This window comes from Pedobacter frigidisoli, assembly GCF_032678525.1.
GTDB classification, from domain to species: Bacteria; Bacteroidota; Bacteroidia; order Sphingobacteriales; family Sphingobacteriaceae; genus Pedobacter; species Pedobacter frigidisoli_A.
In genome coordinates, this window is record NZ_JAVTSE010000006.1 from 194,518 (window position 1) to 217,301 (window position 22,784).

9 protein-coding genes are annotated in these 22,784 nt (G+C 43.4%); 4 read left to right on the top strand and 5 right to left on the bottom strand.

Features of this window, described 5'->3' with window-relative positions; genetic code table 11:
- Window positions 1-4: 4 nt before the first annotated feature.
- The 3 genes from R2Q80_RS17225 to R2Q80_RS17235 all read right to left on the bottom strand — a co-directional run bounded on the left by R2Q80_RS17225 (window position 5) and on the right by R2Q80_RS17235 (window position 9,385).
- A complete protein-coding gene (locus R2Q80_RS17225) occupies window positions 5-3,136 on the bottom strand; it encodes a TonB-dependent receptor (RefSeq protein WP_316800791.1) in 3,132 nt (1,043 codons plus the stop codon).
- 248 nt (window positions 3,137-3,384) lie between these two features.
- Window positions 3,385-7,401 carry a two-component regulator propeller domain-containing protein gene (locus R2Q80_RS17230; protein WP_316800792.1) on the bottom strand — a complete coding sequence of 1,339 codons (4,017 nt, stop codon included), beginning with the start codon at window positions 7,399-7,401 and terminating at the stop codon, window positions 3,385-3,387.
- Window positions 7,402-7,432: 31 nt separating this feature from the next.
- Window positions 7,433-9,385, bottom strand: coding sequence for a glycoside hydrolase family 97 protein (locus R2Q80_RS17235; RefSeq protein WP_316800793.1), 1,953 nt, complete (start codon window positions 9,383-9,385; stop codon window positions 7,433-7,435).
- 357 nt (window positions 9,386-9,742) lie between these two features.
- Here R2Q80_RS17235 and R2Q80_RS17240 point away from each other — a divergent pair, with 357 nt between their 5' ends.
- Entirely contained in the window at window positions 9,743-12,001 is a 2,259-nt protein-coding gene (locus R2Q80_RS17240) for a GH92 family glycosyl hydrolase (protein ID WP_316800794.1), read from the top strand.
- A gap of 139 nt (window positions 12,002-12,140) precedes the next feature.
- Here R2Q80_RS17240 and R2Q80_RS17245 read toward each other — a convergent pair whose 3' ends face one another.
- Entirely contained in the window at window positions 12,141-13,919 is a 1,779-nt protein-coding gene (locus R2Q80_RS17245; protein WP_316800795.1) for a RagB/SusD family nutrient uptake outer membrane protein, read from the bottom strand.
- 23 nt (window positions 13,920-13,942) lie between these two features.
- Window positions 13,943-17,251, bottom strand: coding sequence for a TonB-dependent receptor (locus R2Q80_RS17250; RefSeq protein WP_316800796.1), 3,309 nt, complete (start codon window positions 17,249-17,251; stop codon window positions 13,943-13,945).
- Window positions 17,252-17,556: 305 nt separating this feature from the next.
- On the opposite strand from R2Q80_RS17250, the gene R2Q80_RS17255 reads away from it, so the two are divergent.
- The 3 genes from R2Q80_RS17255 to R2Q80_RS17265 all read left to right on the top strand — a co-directional run bounded on the left by R2Q80_RS17255 (window position 17,557) and on the right by R2Q80_RS17265 (window position 22,775).
- Window positions 17,557-18,183 carry a sigma-70 family RNA polymerase sigma factor gene (locus R2Q80_RS17255; protein ID WP_316800797.1) on the top strand — a complete coding sequence of 209 codons (627 nt, stop codon included), beginning with the start codon at window positions 17,557-17,559 and terminating at the stop codon, window positions 18,181-18,183.
- 68 nt (window positions 18,184-18,251) lie between these two features.
- Complete coding sequence (locus R2Q80_RS17260; protein ID WP_316800798.1) at window positions 18,252-19,274, top strand: FecR family protein; 1,023 nt, start codon at window positions 18,252-18,254, stop codon at window positions 19,272-19,274.
- Between the two features lie 87 nt (window positions 19,275-19,361).
- Window positions 19,362-22,775: a SusC/RagA family TonB-linked outer membrane protein gene (locus R2Q80_RS17265; RefSeq protein WP_316800799.1), complete on the top strand. Its 3,414-nt coding sequence runs from the start codon at window positions 19,362-19,364 to the stop codon at window positions 22,773-22,775.
- The last annotated feature ends 9 nt before the right edge of the window (window positions 22,776-22,784 follow it).

Below are 22,784 nucleotides of genomic sequence, written 5' to 3' on the forward strand. Positions count from 1 at the left end.
TTATTTAAAATGTGATGTTAAATCCTGCCATAAATACTCTTTGCTGCGGGTATACCACCGCTGCTGCTGCCTCGATTTCCGGATCGATCTGGAAATCTTTTACATTGTCGAATGAGATCATATTCGACCCGTTTACATAGAAGCGGATTTTCTGCGCTTTAATTTTTTCGGCAAGCGACTTAGGAAAGCTATAAGCGAGCTCCATGTTTCTTACGCGGAGGTACCTTACATTTTTTAACCAGAAACTGTTGTTTCTACCGTTTGGACCTGAGTTGCCGTTGCGGATGGCCGGGTAGTATCCCGGAACCCATGCACTTGTAGGATCGTAAGGATCGGCACGGTGCCATCTGTCTTCCAATAAATAGGCAGGAGAGTTTCCGCCGCCATGGAAAGCATTTCTTAATTCATAATCCTGGTTCCATGATTGCATGGCTCCACCTGCTAAATCAATGTTCAGGTCAATTCCTTTGTAGCTTAAGCCGATGCGTCCGCCGAATGACATCATTGGTGCCCAGCCTGTAGGGTAACCAATCGGCCGCTGATCAAGATCGTTGATCACACCATCACCGTTTACATCTTTGTAAATAAAATCACCTGGTAGCTGTGTTCTGTTGTTCTGACCATCATTGTTGATGCCATAACTCCTGATTTCTTCTTCAGACTGGAAGCGGCCTACCACTTCGTAGCCCCACCAGATACCTCCCCAACGGTTTTCGCTTGAGTTGGTATATTCATTATATGAATTGCTGAAACGTGGTTTGTAGGAATCCAATACTTTATACCTTGAGAAAGTAAAGTTTCCACTTACCGTATAGTTCAGTTCACCTACTTTACTGGCATAGGTAATAATACCTTCTGCACCATAGTATCCATTACTGTTTAAGTTTTCATTCGGTAAGGTATATCCGATTTCGGAAGGCAGTAATACATCATATCTTGTACCCGGATAACCTGTACGGATAATTTTAAATGCATCGGCTGTGAAGGTTAATTTATTATCAAACATGCCTACATCGATACCGACATTGTAATTGGTATTTTTTACCCAGGATAGATTACGCACCGGAAGACCCTTAGGCTGAATGCCAGGGTAATAGGTTCCGTTTAATACTGCATTTCCTGAGTTCCAGTTGTAGCCTGACAGGTAACCATGCATACCTACACCTTCTTCCAATCCGGTTTGCCCTACTGAAACGCGCAATTTCATGTCATTTACCACACCTTTCAAAGGTTTGAAAAATGGTTCATCGGAGATGCGCCAGCCTAAACTACCTCCAGGGAATAAACCCCATTCTTTGCCTGAGTAGTACAAGTAAGAACCATCATAACGACCCAGGATTTCCAACAGGTATTTCCCTTTATAGTTATAGTTTAAACGACCAATAAAACCTGCTCTTGCTTCATATAACCATTCATCGCCAATTCCACTAAGTTCGGAGATGGTATTTACCAAAGGAATATAGTTGTTGGTTGGGTTGGAGCCGATGGTTGTAAGTGTTCGGTCCCAATCAGAGCGTTCATATCCTGCCATTACGGAGAAGTTATGATCGCCGATTTGCTTGGTGTAATCCAATTGAAATTGTCCGGATCTGGCTACGGCAACACGGTCGGTTTTGTAGCGCCATCTTGAATTGGTTCCGTTACTGCGTACGTATTGGCCATTTTCATACCGGTAAACGTCGTAGCTGTATTGAAAACCATCAAATTTGTTATTGGTGTAATTGTAAGACACGATACCTTTTGCTGTTAAACCAAATTTGGTTTTGTAGGTTGCGGTCATGTTCACATTTCCGCTCATAAAGCTATTGTCTTTATAACCTGCAATATCGCGGCTAAAAATAGCCGGATTATAGGCAAACTCATTGGTTTGGTTAGGATAGAGCGGATTATCATTGGCATAAGGCCCGACTGTTGGTCGGTTTTTGAAGATAGCCAGGATCGAAGAAAAATAACCATCTCCACCAGGTAGCCCCACATCCTGAGTTTTCTCCTGACGCGCTGAGATTTGTGTACCTATGGTAAGGCCTTCGAGCAAAGTTGCTTCGAGATTGGCCTGTAAGTTGGTGCGCTTGTAGTTAAAATCTTTGATCATGGCATCCTGCTGCAGGTTACCTACCGATACAAAATAGTTAGATTTTTTGCCTCCACCAGTGATGTTGGCATTGATGTATCTTTGAGGGATGTCTTTACGGATGATCATGTCGGCATAGTCATAACCCTGATAACCTGGTTCCGTACCGGCCTGCCATTTCGCGAGTTCTGCTCGGGTGTATACTGCACTCGGATCGCGGCCTTCATTTTGTGCCGCTTCTACCAAACCTCTGGTGTATTGGGCGGCTGTTGCCATTTCAGGGAAACGGGTGAGGTTTTGCCAGCCCAGGTATCCATTTACATTGATTTTTACCGACTCATCTTTTGAACCTTTTTTCGTGGTAATTAATACAACGCCTTTAGAAGCCCTGAAGCCATAAACGGCTGCGGCAGCATCTTTAAGGATGGATATACTTTCAATATCTTCGAGGTTTAAAGAGTTGAAGATGTCTGCGCCTGATGCATTTTGAGTTCCTACCCAGTCTGTTCCGGTCTGGCCGCCGTAGGCAACACCATCGATAACAAACAATGGATTACCCATATTACGGACTTCGATACTCGCACCGCGTCCGGGGCGTGCATCTTTGGCACGAACAGAAATACCCTGTACCTTACCGGCAAGTGCCCCTGCGGTAGAAGTTGATGAGGTACGTACCACATCTTCTGATTTCAGGTTACTTACCGCTCCGGTGATGTTTCTTTTGGATTGTTTGCCATAACCTACTACCACTACATCATCCAGTCCCTGATCGTCGCTTTCCATTTTAATGGTAAACTGGGTTCTGTCGCCAATAGTGATGGTTTGGTTTTTAAAGCCAATGTAGGTTACCAGAAAGGTACCCTTGCTTGCGTTAAGGGTAAATCGTCCCTGACCATCGGTTGTTGTAATTTCTTTCGGGACTGCACCAGGAACAACAATGGTTACGCCAGTTAGGGGTTCATTGGTGTCGCTCAGTACTTGTCCGGAAATCTTGCGTTGCGCATAAGTGTATGAAGGGATTCCCCATACCATCAGGCAGAAAAAGAAAATTTTCAGGATTCTCATGTTATATTTGGTTTTTGTTTAAAAGCGGTAGTGGTTACGCATTATTTATCCATACAGGCGATGTTTGATTCCATTCCGTAATTAAGGGAATCTGATCAACAGGAGAGCTTTCCAGGGGAAGAAGCAAACGACTCATCTGTGAAGGGTTTATAATTGGTTATCGGGATCAAACATAGGCCATTGACCGATTTGCAGACATATACAAATCCGTCAATTAACGACTAATATTTCGTCAAAAACAGTGTTTTCTACGTTTGAGGCTTCTTTTTCTGGTATTCGGAGGGTAGCTGACCAAATTCTTCCCTGAAGCATTGCCGGAAATAAATGGAGCTGTTAATGCCCACCATCAGGGCTACTTCGGTTACGTTATACTGGCCTGAACGCAGCAGCTGGGCAGCTTTCTGAATCCTGATTTTGCGTACCAGCTGGTTGATATTTTTACCGGTAAGTCCTTTTAATTTTCTGTAGAGTGTAGACTGGCTCATGTTCATTTTTTCGGCCAGGGTTGCTGCATCGAGTATCTCATCCTGAATGCATCCTTCTACGAGGTTAACGAATTCCTGTACAAAAGCATTTTCACGCCAAAGGTTTTGTTCCGTATCAGCACTTGCGGGGGGTAGACCTTTTTTATCGGTAGAAAGCCGGCCCAGTACTTCAGCATATACGGCTTTGCGTTTGAGAAGCAGGTTTTCTATCCGTTTAAGGAGTAGTTTTGGACTCACGGGTTTGGTCAGGTAGGAATCTACGCCGAGGCTATATCCCCGTACCTTGTCGGCTTCGGTGTCTTTTGCGGTTAAAAATATCGTTGGGATGTGACTTGTTTCCCTTTGTTGCTTCATTTTTTCGAGCATGGTAAAGCCATCCATGTCAGGCATCATCACATCACTTAAAATTAAATCAGGGATGTGACTCTTTGCCAGTTCAAAGCCCTGATTGCCATTTCCTGCAGTAATTACTTCATAGTTTGCAGCGAGTACAGTGGTCAGGTACTCACGCAGGTCCATTTCATCTTCAACGAGCAGGATAACCGGGCGGCTATCGGCATTTGTTGCCAGAGCATGTAAATCTGTTCCCATTCCGGTTTCCGGTAAGGCAGGTGCAACGGCATTGGTAAGCAAGCGTACGCAAAATTCACTTCCTTTTCCAGGCTCACTTTTAACAGATATTTTGCCGTGGTGTATCGCGGCCAGTTCTTTAACCAGTGAGAGGCCCACGCCTGTGCCGTGACTCACTGACTTAGGAACCTGATAATAGCGGTCGAATATTTTACCAAGATGTTCCGGGGCAATTCCGCAACCTGTATCCTCTACACAAATCAGGGCACTGGTACTGAGCGGATCCTGTTCGTATCGCAGGCGGACTTCAATACTTCCCGATGTGGTATACTTGCAGGCATTGGACAGAAGGTTATCCAGAATCAATTGTACAATTTCTGCGTCGAAAATAGTTTTAATATCTTCCTGTTCAATTTTGCAGCGAATTTCCAGGTTGCTGTTGGTATTGGCTTCGCTGTATTTCTGCACAATATGTTGTACCAGTTCACCTAAAAAATCTTCACCCAAAACCAATGGTTTGTATTGTGATTCTACCTTACGGAATTCAAGCAACTGATTCACCAGTGAGAACAGCCTGTTGGCATTTTTCTGAACCATCAGCACGCCTTCTCTATGTTTTGTGGCCAGCTTTTCTTCATGAAGGAGGTCTTCGAGTGGCCCAAGAATGAGGGTTAAGGGTGTGCGCAGTTCGTGGGTGATGTTGGTGTAGAAATTCATCCTTTCCATGTTTAATTTCCCATCCTGCTCAATCTGCAGTTTTTTTACCCGAAGCTCGGCCTCGGCATATACTTTTCTGATGTGAAATAAAACCAGGGTGATGATAACTGAGATAAGTACCAGTGCGTAGATTATCATGGCCAGGGTGCTGAGGTAAAAAGGGGGGGAAACCCTGATCAGGAGTCTTTTATAATCCTGCGACCAGGTTTCATTTTTTAGCCTGGTACGGATGCGAAGTTCATAGCTGCCGTGTGGGATGTTCCTGAAATCGAGGTTTTTCTCATCGCCCAGAAATACCCATTTTTCATCCCGTCCGTGAAGCTGATAGCTAAATTCCACCATATCGTGCAGGGCATAGTCCATTACCGCCAGTTCCACACGGAAGCTGTTTTCATCATGATTAAGCGCGATTTCTTCGGAAATTCCCGGGTATTTTTCGGATTGTGCATGCGTTTCACCGGTATTGAATACCATAAAGCGGCTGATTTTAATGGGGGATTCTGGCAGGGTAAGTGGAATGTTTAAAGGATTAAAATAGCATACGCCAGCCGGCATTCCGAAGAAGATTTGTCCTGCCGGGTCTTTCCCCACGCTGTTAATGGTGAAACCACCGAGTGGTAAACCGAATGCCTGATCATAGCTTAAGAACCGTTTTTTTCCTGGAATATAACGCAAAATTCCTGAGCGTGTGGCGCACCAGATGTTTCCACCGGCATCTTCTGCAATGGCGTTTATGGTTAGCCAGGCATCGCCTCCCGGTGGGATGATGTTTTGGATATGACCTGGTAAGGTATTGGCTTTGTGGAATGCGATACCTTCGTTGGTGGCAATCCAGATGTTATTTTGTTTATCGGCAAAGAGCTGGTTGATGGTATTGCTGTTGATGCCCTGACCCTTAGAAATTCTTTGAATCAGTTTTCCATCGTGGTTAAATATGTAAATCCCCTGTCCATAGGTACCAATCCACATGTTTCCCTTATTGTCTTCTATGAGTGTGCGGGGGGCATAATCTCCCAGCATGGGTGTGTTGGTTACAATTTTTTTGAAAGATCCGGTGCGGGGATTGTGAATGAAAAGCCCCTCTTCGGCTGCAAAACAAATATTTCCCTCTTTGTCTTCAACGATGGCCCTTACGGAAGACATTTTTTCTCCGGCATTGATTTTTTTCCAGGCTTGGGTTTTTGGGTCATAAAAAGATACACCACTATTCTGTAAACCATACCATTTGTTGTTATCGCTATCCTGCAAGCCGGAGAGCAGAAAGTCGTCTGCGATGCCACTGTTACGCATATTTTTCCTGCTCACTTTCCCATTGGCATCAATTTGGAGAATGCCATCACCAACAGTACCTAACCAGACACTATTGTCGCGATCATTAAGTATGCTGGTCACCGTAGCAGGTTTGCCTTCTACCTGCATCAAATTTTCTGTTGATAATATGGAGAAGAAAGGTTTTACGTGACTGACGAACGCAATACCACCGCTGTATATACCCATCCAGATATTGCCAAACTGATCGAGATCGATGCTTTGCACAGATGAGGTATTTCCTCTTTTAAGATAGAAAGGTGTGATGGAGGTGATTTTCGGCATCACTGCCTTTGCAAGGTCATTTGTTTTGAGGATGAACAGCTGCGATGATTCTGCACCAATCCATATGTCCCCGTTAATTTCTTTAATGGAGTAGACAAATGGTTCGAGGCCATTTCTGCTTTTTTCTGAGAGGCTGACCCTTTGAATTTGCCGGGTTGAAGGATGATAGATGGCCAGTCCCTTTCTGGTTCCAATCCAGATGTTGTTGAACTTGTCGCAGAAAAGCGATTTGACTTCGTTATCAGGGAGCAAAGTTCCAGCAGTGCTAAGCACAGTAACGGAATGGCTTTTGGGATCCAGGATGGACACGCCCTTATTGACATGGCCAATGTACAGGTTACCTGTTTGATCTTCTGCCAGCGACCAGATGCTATTTTCGGGTAAACCCGGAATATTTTTTCTGTTGAAACGTTTAAAGATTTTTTTTACCGGGTCAAATTGCTGTACCCCCTGATGGTAGGTTGCCAGCCATAGGTTACCATTAGCCGATTTGATGATGTCGGTGATGTCGTTTGTAGCCAGCGATTGGGGATCTTTATCGCTGTGCAGGTAATAGGAAAACTGGTTGGTTCTGGTATCGTAAACATTTAATCCGTTAGCACGGGTACCAATGTAGAGCTTATCGTTATCGTACAGCAATGTGTTGATTTCGTTGCTGTTTACAGAAGAACCATCAGATTTTTCAGACTTGTAAAAATGCTTGAAGGAATTGCTTGCAAAACGGTTGAGTCCCATTTCGGTGGCAATCCACACAAAGCCATCGTGATCGTGCACTACATCAATTACCTGCTGACTGGACAAACCTTCCTGCAGGGAAAGATATTTCGCCTGGTTGGGCTGGGCCCAAAGCGAAAGGGAGTACACGCAAAGTACAATGATCAACCTCAACCTCATTTCCATATCTTCAATACATTGCAACCGGTTTTCCCGGCTATTTTCCTACCAATACTGTTCCACCGTCAGGGAGCAGTTTCAACTTAACCTGTCTGGCTTTATTGAGCTTCATCTGTTTCAGCTGGGGTGTGCGGTCTGCAGCATCGTCGTACACGGAAAGGTCGTTACCGGTTAGAAATGGAAGCGTTACGGTAATATTTTTTTCTGTTTTTTCTGCATTGATTGCTGCTACATACCATTGATCTCCGTGACGACGGGCGATCACGCAATACTTCCCAGGATATCCGTCTAAGAAAAGGGTATTGTCCCATGTTGTGGGTACTTTTTTCATGAAATCCATTACAGGAGCGGATACATCTGTGAGGTTATTTGGGGTAATGCCAAAGTTTTGCACCGGGCTCTGAAAAAGTACAGCGGTGGCAATCTGAAAGGTTTCAGTGGTTTTTCTGGTGGTGCCACCGTCGTTTTTCTTATTGTGGCGCTTGTTTAAAAGTACGGGTCCGAATTCCATTGCCCCAACAGCATTACGGATAAAGGGATGTAGGGTGGCATTGAATGCTTCCATATCATTCGCATGTTGGGTAAAGATGAGGTTTTCAGAAGCCAGTACCGCTTCACTACCCACATAATTGGGATACATGCGTTCCCATCCGCGTGGAAGCGTACAGCCGTGGAAAATTACGGTCAATCCGAAGGTATTGGCATCAGACAGGATGTCTTCGTATAGTTTCATGGTTTCCTGCTTATCGCCACCGAAGAAGTCCACCTTAATTCCTTTGACACCCATGCGTTGCATCCAGGCCATTTCCTGTTTTCTCGCTGAGGCGGTGTTCATCCTGCCTTTAGGATCCTGAGGAGCATCATTCCAGAATCCGTTGGAGTTGTACCAGAGGCATATGCCTACGCCTTTGGTTTTTGCATAGGCGATCAACTCTTCCGTTTTTTTATAGCCGATATTTTTCTCCCAGCCACCATCAATGAGTGCAAATTCATAACCCATTGAAGCGGCCAGATCAATAAATGTTTTCTGGTCATCGTACTTGATACTGGCGTCCTGCCATAACAACCAGCTCCAGGTGGAGCGTCCGAAGGTATATTTTTTTGAAGCCTCGTATTGAGGTTCAACTACATCGAAAGGGATGGTTGTTTCTGTAATTGGCTTTAGGGTGCTACCTACGGTCATGGTTCGCCAGGGCGTGTTTCCGGGAAGGGGAATGGTTGGATTTGCACGGCCCATTCCATTATTTTCACCAGGCTCCGGGAAAGCGATTTTGTAATTGCCGTCTTTTGTGCCTTCGCTCAATTTCGATCCGCAGTATAGCGAATTCACTCCTGTTTCGGAGAGCAATACCCATCCTTTGTCGCCCAGGTGAAAAAGGGCAGGGAAGGTGTAGCCTACGCCATATTTCGATGGAACGCCCATAGCCTGATCGGGATTGTATTCTTCCTCATAACTGGGTTTGGTTTTCATCCAGCCGATCATTGGCGTGGCCTGCGGGGTTAAAAAAGTAGTGGTTTGCGCAGGAAATTTGTATCCGCTCAGTTCCTCATCAATAATAAAATTGGCGGATTCGCCTGTTTGTGGGATCTGGTACCGGAAAGCAATATCGTTATTGCTTACGCGGAATACGAGTTCAATTTTGTTCTTTTTCTCATTTTCAAATTTGCAGGTGAGCTCATTGGCCTGGTATCTTATCGTGCTGATTTTAATTTTGGGCTCGGTGTAGTTTTGATCGATCTGGCGTAACTGCTTATCCGTAAGCTTTAGACCTGATGATAAATCCATCTGTTTTCCTTTAAGTCCTAATGGCGACCATTCGAGCATTTCTTTGCCGGCGAGACTTACCTTGTAAAAAAGTTTTCCTTGTTCAATATTGATTTTGACCAGGAGTTTTTGATCCGGACTTTTGACGCTTAGGTCCTGCGCAAATGACAGCGTGTATGAACAGTTGAGCACAAGAGCAAAGAGGATGAATTTCAGGTGTTTCATTTTAGTGTATCGGTTAGGATGGTTCCGAAGGATTTCATCAGTTTAACGCGGTTGCAAATGATCTTCGCATTGAATGATTTTTACCCTTTTTCCGGTAATATTTGGTTTTGTTATTTGATCAGTTTTGAGAGACAAATATTAGGATTATTTTTAAATGTTATTGTAACGTTTATAACAATTTTTCTGCTTTTTGATCAGAGGCGTTGTTTACAATGTGGGTTTAGAGGTTGTGAGGCCAATATTGCCATCTACTAAAACGTTTAAACAAAAATTCCAAATCAGGTCATTTTATAAATGAAATCTCTTATTTTAGGCGAGTCTAACAGCGCTCAAGTTTCCGGATAATAACTTACACAAATGCTAAAGAAAACAATTACGATGTGTATTGCTGGTTTGATGACCTCAGCCGCAGTTTACGCACAGCAAAAATCCTTAACGAGTTACGTAAATCCTTTTATTGGTTCTGAAGACCACGGTCACGTTTTTGTGGGTGCGAATGTGCCATTCGGTGCCGTACAACTTGGTCCTTCGCAAATAGGGCGTAGCTGGGATAAATTTAATGGTTGGGACTGGTGTTCGGGCTACAATTATTTGAGTCGGGAGATTCTTGGTTTTACGCATACCCACTTGAGTGGTACGGGAATAGGAGACCTGAACGACATTATGGTAGTTCCTGCAAATGGCGCTGTACAGCTTTACCCAATGAAGTTTGATCAACCTGAAACTGGTTACGGTTCAATGTTCAGCAAGAAATCGGAGGTATGCCACCCGGGCTACTATGCTGTTCACCTGGATAAATATGATGTTGATGCCAGGCTAACGGCTACAGAGCGTGTGGGGATTCATCAGTATCATTACAATAAAACAGATAATGCCCACATTCTGATTGATCTGGGATTTTCCATGAACTGGGATAAACCGGTAAAGACATTTATTAAAAAAGTAAACGACTCGACCTACACCGGCTATCGGTTGTCTAAGGGTTGGTCAAGCGATCAGCGCCTGTATTTTGCGGTGAGAACCTCGCAGCCTGTTACTAAGTCGGCTTTTTATGCCGACAGCACGCTTCAGGCTTCACAGCAGGTTGAAGGTTTGCATTCGAAAGTGGCTTTGTTTTTCGACGCCGCTAAAAATCCTGATCTGACGGTTAAAGTAGCCTTGTCGCCCGTTAGTGAAGAAAATGCACTGGCTAATATGAAGACTGAGGCTGCAAGCGGGAGTTTCAGTAAGTATCAGCAGCAGGCCGATCAGGTTTGGGAAAAGACCTTATCTAAAATTAAGGTAAGCGATAAAAGTGACCGCAATAAGGAAATCTTCTACACGGCACTTTTCCATATGTATTATGGTCCTACTTTATTTAATGATGCCAATGGGGATTACCGGGGTACGGATAAGAAGGTTTATTCACGCGCGCCGTTTAAAAACCTCACCACCATGTCGTTATGGGATATCTATCGTGGATGGAGCCCGTTTATGACTATTGTTCAGCCTGACATGGTTAAACAGGTTACGAAATCGATGCTAGCCATTCATCAACAGCAAGGGCGGCTTCCGGTTTGGCCTTTGGTGGGTAGTGAAACCGATTGTATGGTGGGTAATCCGGCGATTATTATTCTGGCCGATGCCTTTGGAAAAGGGCTTATTGATGCTTCACAAAAAGAAGAAGTTTATCAGGCCATGAAACATACAGCTACGCGGGATTCGATGGGGCTTCAATATTTGAATAAACTGAGCTATATCCCATCGGATAAAATGCATGAATCGGTAGCATGGGCGATGGAATATGCTGTTGCTGATGCAGGTATTGCAAAAGTGGCGAAGGCGTTAGGGAAAAAGGAAGATGCGGCATACTTTACGAAAAGAAGTGAACTTTACAAGCTTTACTTTGATAAGGCCGCAGGCTTTTTCAATGGTCGTTTAGCCGATGGCTCTTTCAAGCGCCCACTTGATCCTGTATTTTCAAAACCTGAAACTTCGGACTTTACTGAGGGAAATGCCTGGCAATACTTGTTTTTTGTTCCTCAGGATGTGAATAGCCTGATTAATGTACTTGGTGGGAAACAGGATTTCAAAAAGCGTTTGGATAGTTTGTTCACCATGTCGTCTAAGCAACATGCCAGTGCGGCACCTGATATTTCGGGGCTGATTGGTCAATACGCACATGGAAATGAACCGAGTCACCACATTACCTATCTCTATAATTATATCGGCGAACCTTCGAGGACAGCTGAACTGGTGCGTGAGGTGATGGATAAGTTTTATACCACTAAGCCCGATGGCTTAAGCGGTAATGAGGATGTGGGACAAATGAGTGCCTGGTATGCTTTCAGTGCGTTGGGTATGTACTCTGTTAATCCTTTTGAAGGAAAGTATGTATTCGGCTCACCGTTATTTGAAAGTGCAACGATCGATTTGGGAAACCAGAAAACTTTTATGATCACATCGGTCAATAACAGTGCTCAAAACAAGTATATCCAAAAGGTTGAATTGAACGGAAAGCCTTATCCTTACACGTATATTCTGCATAAAGATATGGTGAAGGGTGGTAAGCTGGTATTCTATATGGGTGCTAAGCCAGGGAGTGTTTACGGAGCAGGTGCCGGGGCGAGGCCGTAAATGTTAATTGGGTCATTGGATGAATGAGATCCAGGTTGCTTAACAAAAAAATCCTGTAAGTTTTTGCTTACAGGATTTTTTTTTGAGCGCGTTGATTACAGATCGATTGGGCTGGCATCTTCTGCCATCCCGTTATATTCTATTGCCATCCCGGGTTCTGTTTCAGATTGGGATTTCGCTGCAAATCATTCAATGGAATCGGGTAGTAGTAATTGCGGTCGTTCCATTTTCTAGGGATTTCATTCATCCAGGTTAATTCGCCTGAAGTTCCATTTTTCAATAGCTGTGAGTTTACGGCAGTTGCGGTTCTTGGGGAAACGTTGACGTAAGTTACACCATTGACAGCCGGGCTGGGAACGGTTCCCTGATAGAAAGCTACGTCGAGCACGCCATCTTCATTTAGATCGAGTGGGGTAGTTAAAGCCGGAACATAAAAGCCATTCCATTCCTGTTCCATTAGCGGGCCTCTTTTCCATCTTAACAAATCCGCAAAACGAAGACCTTCGAGACTCAGTTCAATACCGCGTTCTCTTCTCACTTCTAGAATAGTAGCATCGCTAATACCGGGGAAATAGTTAGCAACCAGATAAGGATCAACTATTGTAGGTTTGGTGGTTAGGCCTGCCGTAATTCCTGCTCTCGACCTTAATGCACCTACCGTTAACGCCCAGTCGGCATCCGTTAATGTTCCCAGTTCAGCTTTTGCTTCGGCGTAGTTTAAGAGTACTTCTGCATAACGGAATAGCGAAACGGCATTGGTATTTAAGGCACCGGCATCATAATAGGTATCATCGAGTGTCCATTTTATGGGCTGATAGCCTGTGAAGGTGTAAGAGAAAACAGGAGGAGCGGGCACTGCCACCCCATTTGTGATTCTTTTATAATCACCCAGACGGATGGTTTGTTTAAGGCGCAAGTCGCGGTTCTTGACTTCATCTTTAAACAACATGGTCCGGTAAGCCGGGTTGTTGGTGAAAGGCGTTCCGTCTAGATTTAAATAAGTATTGATAAAGGTGCGCGTGAAGCTGGCTTTGGCCCCATAGGTACCACTTGTCCACCACCAGTTGGCTTCATTGAGTACACCCAGGTTCAGGTCGGCTACCGCAGACTGGATTACTTCGCCTACAACAGGGGTATTGCTGTTGAATACCTGTCGGTAAGAAACACCGGGGCCTCCGTTGGTATTGATAGAATAAGTTTTGCTTTTGATAATCTGATCGGCAGCATTAACTGATTCCTGTAGCCATCTGTTTGCTGTAGCGGTAAGACCAAGCTCATCATGATACTTTCTAAAAGTACCTTCGAAAAGGCATACTCTTGATTTGAAAGCACTGGCTACCGATTTTGTAACGGTTGTGCGGCTGGCATCATCCTGAGCTGAAATGTTTGCGATAGCGAAGTTAAGATCGGCCAGTACTGAATCCATTACCAGTTCGCGTTTATCGCGACCTGCATATAACTGAGGGTCGTCGGCGTTTAAGGCTTTATTAATCCAGGGCACATCCCCAAAGCGTTTCACTTTCTCCATATAAAAGTAAGCCCTGAAATAGCGTGCGATACCGATGTAGTTATTGCGGATAGTTGCCGGAACTGCGGGATCGTTACAGTTCTGGATGAAATAGTTGATGTTTCTTAAATCAGTCCAGGTCCACCCAGAGCCGTTGCTTGCACTGAAACCACCTTCACGAATAAAATCTTCAACTGCTTTTACAGCCAGATAATCAGACATGGCATCTTTGCTCGTGGAGTTTTTCGGCATAAAATCCATTCCGTAAAAGGAATTGGTATATAATTTCAACCCGTTTTCGGTACCAAAAACAGCTTGTTTTGTGGGTGTAGCCTCGGGTTGCTGATCGAGCTTTTTACAGGCCGCGAGCACTGTGCAGGCCAATAAAAAGAATATAGATAATTTTTTCATATTGATTGTGTAATGATCCTTAATTAAAATCCAATGTTTAAACCCAGTGAGAAACTTTTCATTAAAGGATAGTTATAGCCATCACCATTGGTACTACCGGCATTCAAATCCTGATCAGAAGGCACGGCATTCTCTACATCTATTGTGTTTTTTACGATTTTGTACATTGGTGAGTAAGTGAAGAGGTTTTCGCCTGAGAAGAATACTTTGGCAAAACGTGCACCTACTTTATTTACCCATTTATTTGGTAAGGTATAACCCACCTGTAAGTTCTTCATACGGATGTAGGCGACATTCTGAAGGTAGCGCGTTTGTGCTACACCGAGTGTACGATTGGTATTGCTCGACGCTGCCCTTGACATGGTACGCGGGAAATAGGCATCGGTGTTGGTTGGTGTCCACATGTTCCCCAAATGAAAGGTCGGGATGTTGTTATATGGCCTGTTGTATTGGCCCCAGAACATTTCGCTCTCCGTACTCGGGTACCATTGCTGTTTTCCAACTCCCTGGAAGAAAACTGAGAAGGAGATGTTATTCCATTCTGCTCCCAGGTTTACACCATACATATATCTTGGTGCTGAATTTCCGATGATTCTACGGTCGCCCGATTTACCTACCTTATTTTCGCCGACGTTAATAAAGCCATCACCATTCAGGTCTTTCAGTTTAATATCACCGGGGAACAACAGACCAGAAGGAGAGGCACGCATTTGTGGATCCTGTTTAGCATGTGATGCAATATCTGCCGCATCGATAAAAAATCCTTCGGTTTCATAACCCCATATTTCACCAAGGGTTTGTCCTTCATAGTAATCACTTAACAGTTTATCCGGGTTATTGTATTTATCAATTTTTGTTTTGTTATCCGCCAGTGTGAGTCGGATGTTATATTTAAACGGTTTCTCATCATTACCAATTCTATCGGCCCAGGATATTGAGGCTTCCCAGCCGCGCGTAGTTAAATCGGCATAATTACCTTTCGGAGGATTAGCGCCGAATACTGCCGGAGGGGTAAGTCCGGTGGTAAACATATCAGTGGTTTTACGCACATAGGCATCGCCAGTGAAATTCAAACGTCCGGAGAGCATGGATAAATCTAAGCCAACGTTGGTGGTGGTAGAGGTTTCCCAGGTTAATCCATCTGGTAGAACCACGGGGTTTTTGGTTGTTTGCGGGCGTGAGCCGTTTAGTATAACCCCGGATTGTGTCACATTGAACTGATCCTGAAAAGCATAGGACGCAATGTTTCCGTTTCCTAATGAGCCATAAGATGCTCTGATTTTGAGGTCAGAAATAAGTTTATCAGATACCTTCCAGAATGATTCCTTGGTGATTCTCCATCCGGCTGATACAGAAGGGAAAAATCCGTAACGTTGATTGGACGGAAATTTCGATGATCCATCATAGCGTGCATTTACTTCAATCAGGTAACGGTCTTTAAAGCCGTAGTTCAACCTTGAGAAGCCGCCAAGGATTGCCCATTGCTCATAGCCACCATTCGTGGTAATTGCTTGCCCTAAGGCCAGGTTTAAATCTGTAGCGTCTTCGAAAATGATCCCGTTTCGTTGAACGGCTACGCGGTTGTAGGTAGACTGCTCATAATTGTAACCCACCATTGCTTTAAGGTAGTGGTCTGCTCCAAATTTGTTTTCAAATTCAGCGAAAATGTTTGTAGCGATGTAATTGGTTTCCCGGGTATCGAATAATAAGTCGTTTGTGGTGGTACCTACAAAGGCTGTTACCCCGCGGGAATTGCTATAAGGTACCTGAACCCGCTTTTGTTCGATATTGTTATTGGTATTGCGGAATGTAAAATCGGCGTTTACGCGAAATTTATTGTTGAAGAAATTGGTTCTTAATCCGGTAATGTTTCTGAATACGGCACGTTTGGTATCGATTCCATTTTTGCCATAGAAGAAATCGCCTACGGTGTAGGCAGATGAGAATGTAAGTGAGCCATCGGGATTAAACAAGGGCATGGTAGGGTGGCCTTCATCTGCAATATTTCTCCAGATTCCACCACCTTCACCTACGTTGATTGGGTTGTGGTAATTCATTACTGAATAATCTGCATTGTTTTCTACGCTCAGCCATGGAAAAACCTGAATGGTTCCGCGTGCACGGATATTTTTCATGCTATAGTCATCGCTGTTGTATCTGAACAATCCGTCCTGATCTAGAAAGCGACCAGATACGAGAAATGTGGCCTTGTCACTTCCGCCACTTACAGATAGATTATTTTCGAAAGCATTAGTATTGTCTTTGTACAACTCGCCGTAATAATCGGTACTGCCATAGTAAGTATACTGACCAGTAGTTGGGTTCACGTCGATGGTACTGTAGGGTTGTCCGGATTCCACGCGTCTTTTAAATTCATCGAGATATGCCTGCGAGAACACCTGTGTTTTATTGGCATTTTGTGGAAAGGCACCATCGCCATTTACAAATGCTTCGGCAAACATTTTTGCCCAGGTATAGCCGTCTGTTACCAGATCAGGCCGTACGATGGGAGATTTAGAGGCAAAGTTTGAGGTATATGAAACGCTGGTACGTCCTTTTTCACCCTTTTTTGTTGTAATTAGAACTACTCCGAACACACCTCTTGCACCATAAATGGCAGCTGAGGCCGCATCTTTAAGAATGGATACGGTTTCGATGTCGTTTGGATTCAACAGTGACGGATCGCCCTCAAAACCATCGATCAGCACTAAGGCATTACCACCCTGGCCAATAGAAGTTGTTCCCCTGATGTTGTAACTGGGTGACTGCGTTGGCTTACCATCCATCATTTTCAGGTTGAGGTTTGGCAGCAAACCCTGCAGGCCTTGTGAAAGGTTGGTGATTGGTCTGTTTTCGATACTTTTTGCGGTAATCTGATCCACGGCCCCCGTGGCGTTTTCTCTTTTTTGCGTACCGTAACCTACTACCAGCACTTCGTTCAGTGTGCCTGATTCGCCTTTCAGGGTAATGTTTAAAGGCGTGTTTTCATTGTCTTTAACCACCACTTTATTGAAAGTGAGTGTGGTGTAGGAAATAAATGAAACAGAGATGTTATAGGTACCTGCCGGAACATTCACACTGAATGATCCGTCGCCAGCACTTTGTACTACTTTAGTTAACTCCCTGATCAGGATGCTGGCTCCGGGTAGGGGTTCTCCTTTTTCGTCGACTACTTTTCCACTAATGGTTCCTGTGGCAAGCTTATCGGCAGCATGGTCGTTGACTGGTAAATTCACGTTAGTCGTGGCGGAGGCGGGAATACTGTTCAAGAGCATACATGCAATGGAAGCATAAACCACAACCCTCTGCCTAGACAGTAAAGGTTTTTTCATTTTAATTAATAATTAGTTAAAAAGGGAAATTTGTTATCGGTTTCCTTGGAATTGCTGCAAAGCTAGAGGACCTGTGTAAAGGGGAGGTTAAGTTACTTTTATCTTTACGGGTTTGTAATTTTAGTTTAAATCGATTTACTTCCGTGCAAAAGATGTCTTAACTGCAGAAATAGAAAGGGGGCCAGCAAGCTCGAAGTTAAGACTGGCCTGGTTCAGCATTCAGGATTAAGGTGAGCGTGAACTAATTTCCCATTCTATTTCTTTAGTAGGTTAATTTTATTATGTTAGTAAATCGAAATATCCTTATGCCGTTAAAAAAAGTCCAACATCACGAAACCAGTAGTATGGAATGGAGCTCCTTTAAGGAGGGCGACTGGAATGCCTATATGCAACTTTATAATACCCATTTTAAGGCGCTTAATAACTATGGCTATAAATTTACCCGGGATGTAAGCCTGATTGAGGATGCAGTACACGATCTTTTTGTTCATCTATGGGCCAAAAGAAGTCAGCTGGGGGACCCGGTTTCGGTTAAAAATTATCTTTATAAATCGCTGCGAAACTTATTGTTCAGGAAGATGGAAACGCAGCAGCGCTTTGTAAATATAGAGTCCGATGAAGATTATCCTTTTAATTTCGAAGTATCGTTTGATACGGTTTTTATAGCCGATGAATCGAAAAAAGACTTACAGAGGAAGTTAAAGGAAGCGATTCAAACCTTATCTGCCAGGCAACAGGAAATTATTTATCTGAGATTTTATGAGGGTTTGAGTTATGAAGAGGCTGCAGATATCATGAATTTAAATGTCAGTTCTACCTATAAACTGCTGTATAAGGCAATTGGTAAACTTCAGGAACGTGTTAAACTGGTTGATTTGTTGATGATTTTAACTGTTTTTGCGTCAAAAAAAGCACTTTTAGAAATTAATTAATTTTTTTTAAAAAAGTAGGGATAATTTAGGCGGGTTCATGTATATAGGGAGTATAATAACTTGCTGATATGGATTTTTCTAGATTTACACATTATACTTTTGAGGATTTTTTGAACGATGATGTCTTCGTGGCATTTGTTATCGGGCAAAATGCTTCGGATTTATTGGCCTGGGAAAAATTCAGAGCGGAATATCCATATAAAAGCAAAGTAGCTCTTGCGGCATTCGATACCATTTCCACTTATCGCAATCAAAGAGTATTTAGCAACGATGCTGCCCAGCAATCTGTTTTCGAAAAAATAGCTGAGACCATCACGGCAAGCCAGCCAACAGTCAAAAAACTTTCCTTCTCCACTTTCTTCAGGGTTGCTGCAATTTTCGCAGTAGTGATTTTACCCGCTGTCTTTTACTTTACTTTTTGGAATAAGGATGCGGTAAAAACCGATTATGGCATGATTAAAACCATCACTTTGCCTGACGGATCGGAAGTAACGCTAAACGGTAATTCGAAAATCAGTTATGCCGCAGACTTCGGCGAGGGGGCAAGGGAAGTCTGGATTGATGGTGAAGCTTTATTTAAGGTTAAGCACATCAACATTGATACGAACAATATCAAGCCGTCAGAAAAGTTTATCGTGCATAGCGGCGACATGAACATTGAAGTATTAGGAACCACCTTCAATGTAAAGCGCAGGCATGAAAAAACCAGTGTAGGGCTGCTGACGGGAAAGATCAGGGTAGATTACGATGACGAAGCCCAAAACCGGAAGCAGTTTGTGATGAAGCCTGGTGACCTGGTAAAGTATGGTGGCGAAAGCAACCTTGTTCATCAGAAGATGGCTAACCCGCAACATTTAACCGCCTGGATCAACCGTCAGCTGGTATTTCAAAATGCCAGTCTGGAAGAGATGATCGGCCTATTAAAAGACGACCTGGGCTACGATGTTATTTTGGGCGATGAGAAGCTCAACGGGCTCAGGGTTGAAGGGGAAATTAATGTAGGCAGTGTTAAAGAACTGCTTCAGATTTTATCGACCACCTTGCATGTAAATATTACAACACACAATAAGAAAATAACCATTACCCAGTAGTAAGGGTAGGATTTAAGCGCTTGAATCCTATCCTGGCTATAGAAACAACAAAACAATTAACCAACAAAACCTAAACTAAACAGGATTATGAGATTACTCTACCTTAGGAGGGTGGCTAAATACGGCTGCCTGACTATGATGCTCTGCGCGTGTACGTTATTTTGTTCGGCCCAGCTGATGGCCCGCAACGTGGCCCATGCGAACGGCGTAAAAGCGCAAACCATTAATACTAATAAAATATCACTTAAAAATGCCGTACAAATCATTAAAACACGGTTTGATATTAAAATAGCTTACAAGGCTGGCATTCTGGAGAACAAAGACAGCAACCTTACTGAAACACAACTGATGGCGTTTGGAGATGCCAAGACGGCCTTAACTTTTGCTCTGGATGGCTCAACACTTGATTTTAATAAGATCAGCGATTCGCAGTACATCATTATAAATGCCACGGTGGCTAATGCAGCTGATGTGATTAAAGGAACAGTGATTTCAGCCAGCGACAACCTTCCATTGATCGGCGCGACCGTTTATATTAAAGGAACCAAGACGGGTGCATCGACTGATACACAGGGACAATTCAGCCTTACTATCCCAAACGAACTGGTTGGAAAACCCATCATTTTAAGCATTGCATCGGTAGGTTATGAAACGCTTGAAGTTCCGGTAACTGATTTCAAATCGCCTGTGAGTGTGAAGTTGAAAGAGAGTGCCAGCAGCTTAAACGACGTGGTGGTTACGGCTTTAGGAATCAAACGTGACAGCAAAGCATTGGGTTATGCCGTTACAGAAGTGAAAGGATCGGAATTTACTCAGGCGAGAGAGAACAACGTGGCCAACGCTTTAACCGGTAAAATTGCTGGTGTGAATGCTACTGGTTTGTCAACCGGTCCGGGTGGGTCGAGCCGGGTAATTATCCGTGGTAATGGTTCATTTAATGGTAACAATCAACCACTTTACGTAGTGAATGGTATGCCGATTGATAATAGTGTACCAGGGGGTGCTGCGACTACAAACGGACTGGCAACAAATGTTGACAGGGGTGATGGAATTTCCAGCATCAATCCTGATGATATTGAAAGCATAACCGTATTAAAAGGCGGTACTGCAGCGGCTTTATACGGCTCTCGTGCGAGTAATGGTGTAATTTTAATTACCACTAAAAAAGGAACCAAGCAAAAAGGCATTGGTGTAGATTACAATTCGACGTTTACAATTGAAAATGCGATTAACGATAACGATTACCAGTATGAATATGGGCAGGGATTAAACGGCGTAAAGCCGATGACTAAGAATGATGCCATTGCAACGGGTCGTTTGTCATTTGGAGCGAAGATAGACGGTTCTGATTATGTGGCTGCAGACGGATTAACCCATCCCTATAGTGCGGTAAAAAATAACATTGATAACTTTTATTCTACGGGCACGAACTTTACGAATACCATTGCTTTTTCGGGCGGTACTGATGGCATTGTTTACCGTTTATCTTTATCGGATTTAGATAGCAAAGGGATCATCTCTACAACTAAATTTAAACGACAAACGGCCAACTTAAATATCAATGCAAAGATTACCGATAAGATCAAAGTTGAAGGTTTGGCCCAATACAACCTGGAAAGAGGTTATGGACGAACCCTTGCGGGCGATGCTTTGGGTAATCCGAACTGGACGCCGTATGAAGTAGCCAATACGGTAGATGTGCGCTGGCTGGCTCCGGGTTACGATGCTGCGGGAAATCAAACCCCGTGGAACGATGCCGGTATTGCCACAAACGGGTATTTTGTGATGAACAAATATCAACAGAATGACGTGAAGAACAGATTTATAGGCCAGGGATCTATCACCTATGATATTGTTAAGAACTTTCAGTTAAAAGGGGTAATCAGCCGTGATTTTTACAACTATAACTATGTTAATATTTTGCCAACGGGCGATATTTATATTCCTAAGGGTCAGTATTCGGGTATTAAATCGGATGTTTCGGAGACAAACTCATTCCTTACGGGAAATTATAAAAACCGCATTGCTGATAAAATCGGAATTTCCATTTTGGGTGGAGCGAACAGCCGCCGTTTCGAAAATAAACAGTTGAATATGGATGGCAATACTTTTACCATTCCATATTTCTACAGCTATAAAAACCTGGCTACTGCGAGTACCATTCCAACGTATCAAAGAATGAGGACAAATTCAGTATTCGGGTCGGCTGACGTAGATTATAAAAGCATTTTGTTTTTAACGTATACGGCACGTAATGACTGGTTTTCTACTTTAAGTCCTGATAACAACAGTATATTGTATCAAAGTGTCGGGGGCAGTTTTGTGGTTTCTGATGCGTTTAAGCTTCCTTCATCCATCGATATTCTGAGGGTCCGTGCATCATGGGCTGAAGTAGGTGGTGGTGCTGCCGATCCGTATAAAATTAATTTAAGTTACAGTAATGTTCCAAGTGCCGGACAGCCGCTCCAGAATGTGACGACTAACGACATTACCAACCCGAGTTTGAAACCCTATACCTCTACCACTTATGAGGCTGGTGTAGAACTGAAAATGTTTAAAGGCCGTTTAGGTTTAGATTTTACGGCCTATAGCCGCAAAACCAGTGATGACATTCTCAATGCAGCCATCTCATCTACTTCAGGATATAATAATGCTGTATTGAACGTTGGTGAACTGAGTAACAAAGGAGTTGAGTTTTTATTAACAGGGTCTCCGGTTCAGGGTGATAAATTTGGCTGGAACATCAGCTATAATGTTGCTTACAATAAAAGTAAAGTAATTAAGCTGGTTGAAGGTACTAATACTTTTCAAATGGCCACTTCTGTAGGTAACTGGGGTTACATTAATCAAACGGTTGGTAGTTCTTATGGAACGATAGTGGGGACTAAGATATTAAGGAATAACGCGGGGGATATTGTATATAATTCAGCAACGAAGCGTCCGGTTGCAACAGGTTTACAGGAACTTGGAGATGGCGTAGCGCCGTTAACCATGGGATTAACTCAGGATTTCAGGTTCGGTAATTTTAACCTGAGTTTTCTGATTGATGGTAAATTCGGAAATAAAGTATTTTCGATTAAGGAGGTTTACGCTACCCGTTTGGGTTTAATGAAGAGTACTTTACCCGGTCGGGAAAATGGCTTAACCATTTCAGGTGTTGACCAGGCCGGTAATCCGTATTCTGCTTTAATTCCGGTAAGCGATTTGCGTGCCTACTACAATGATATGCGTAATTATTCTGAATTGTTTGTGCATGATGGAGGGTTTATCAAGCTCCGTCAGGCCATTTTATCTTACAATATTCCGGTTAAAAAACTGGATTTCTTAAAGATTCAATCGGCGAGTATTTCATTTGTTGCGCGCAATATCCTGACCTTCTATAAACAAACCGACAATTTCGATCCTGAATCGAGTTATACAAATGGTAATGCACAGGGTTTCGAATCAATCGGATTACCACGCACACGTACCTTTGGTTTAAACTTAATGGTCAAATTTTAATAATGAACG

Coding starts and splice junctions, on each gene's coding strand:
- R2Q80_RS17225 (WP_316800791.1), bottom strand. CDS start 3,136: ATGAGAATCCTGAAAATTTTCTTTTTCTGCCTGATGGTATGGGGAATC.
- R2Q80_RS17230 (WP_316800792.1), bottom strand. CDS start 7,401: ATGGAAATGAGGTTGAGGTTGATCATTGTACTTTGCGTGTACTCCCTT.
- R2Q80_RS17235 (WP_316800793.1), bottom strand. CDS start 9,385: ATGAAACACCTGAAATTCATCCTCTTTGCTCTTGTGCTCAACTGTTCA.
- R2Q80_RS17240 (WP_316800794.1), top strand. CDS start 9,743: ATGCTAAAGAAAACAATTACGATGTGTATTGCTGGTTTGATGACCTCA.
- R2Q80_RS17245 (WP_316800795.1), bottom strand. CDS start 13,919: ATGAAAAAATTATCTATATTCTTTTTATTGGCCTGCACAGTGCTCGCG.
- R2Q80_RS17250 (WP_316800796.1), bottom strand. CDS start 17,251: ATGAAAAAACCTTTACTGTCTAGGCAGAGGGTTGTGGTTTATGCTTCC.
- R2Q80_RS17255 (WP_316800797.1), top strand. CDS start 17,557: ATGCCGTTAAAAAAAGTCCAACATCACGAAACCAGTAGTATGGAATGG.
- R2Q80_RS17260 (WP_316800798.1), top strand. CDS start 18,252: ATGGATTTTTCTAGATTTACACATTATACTTTTGAGGATTTTTTGAAC.
- R2Q80_RS17265 (WP_316800799.1), top strand. CDS start 19,362: ATGAGATTACTCTACCTTAGGAGGGTGGCTAAATACGGCTGCCTGACT.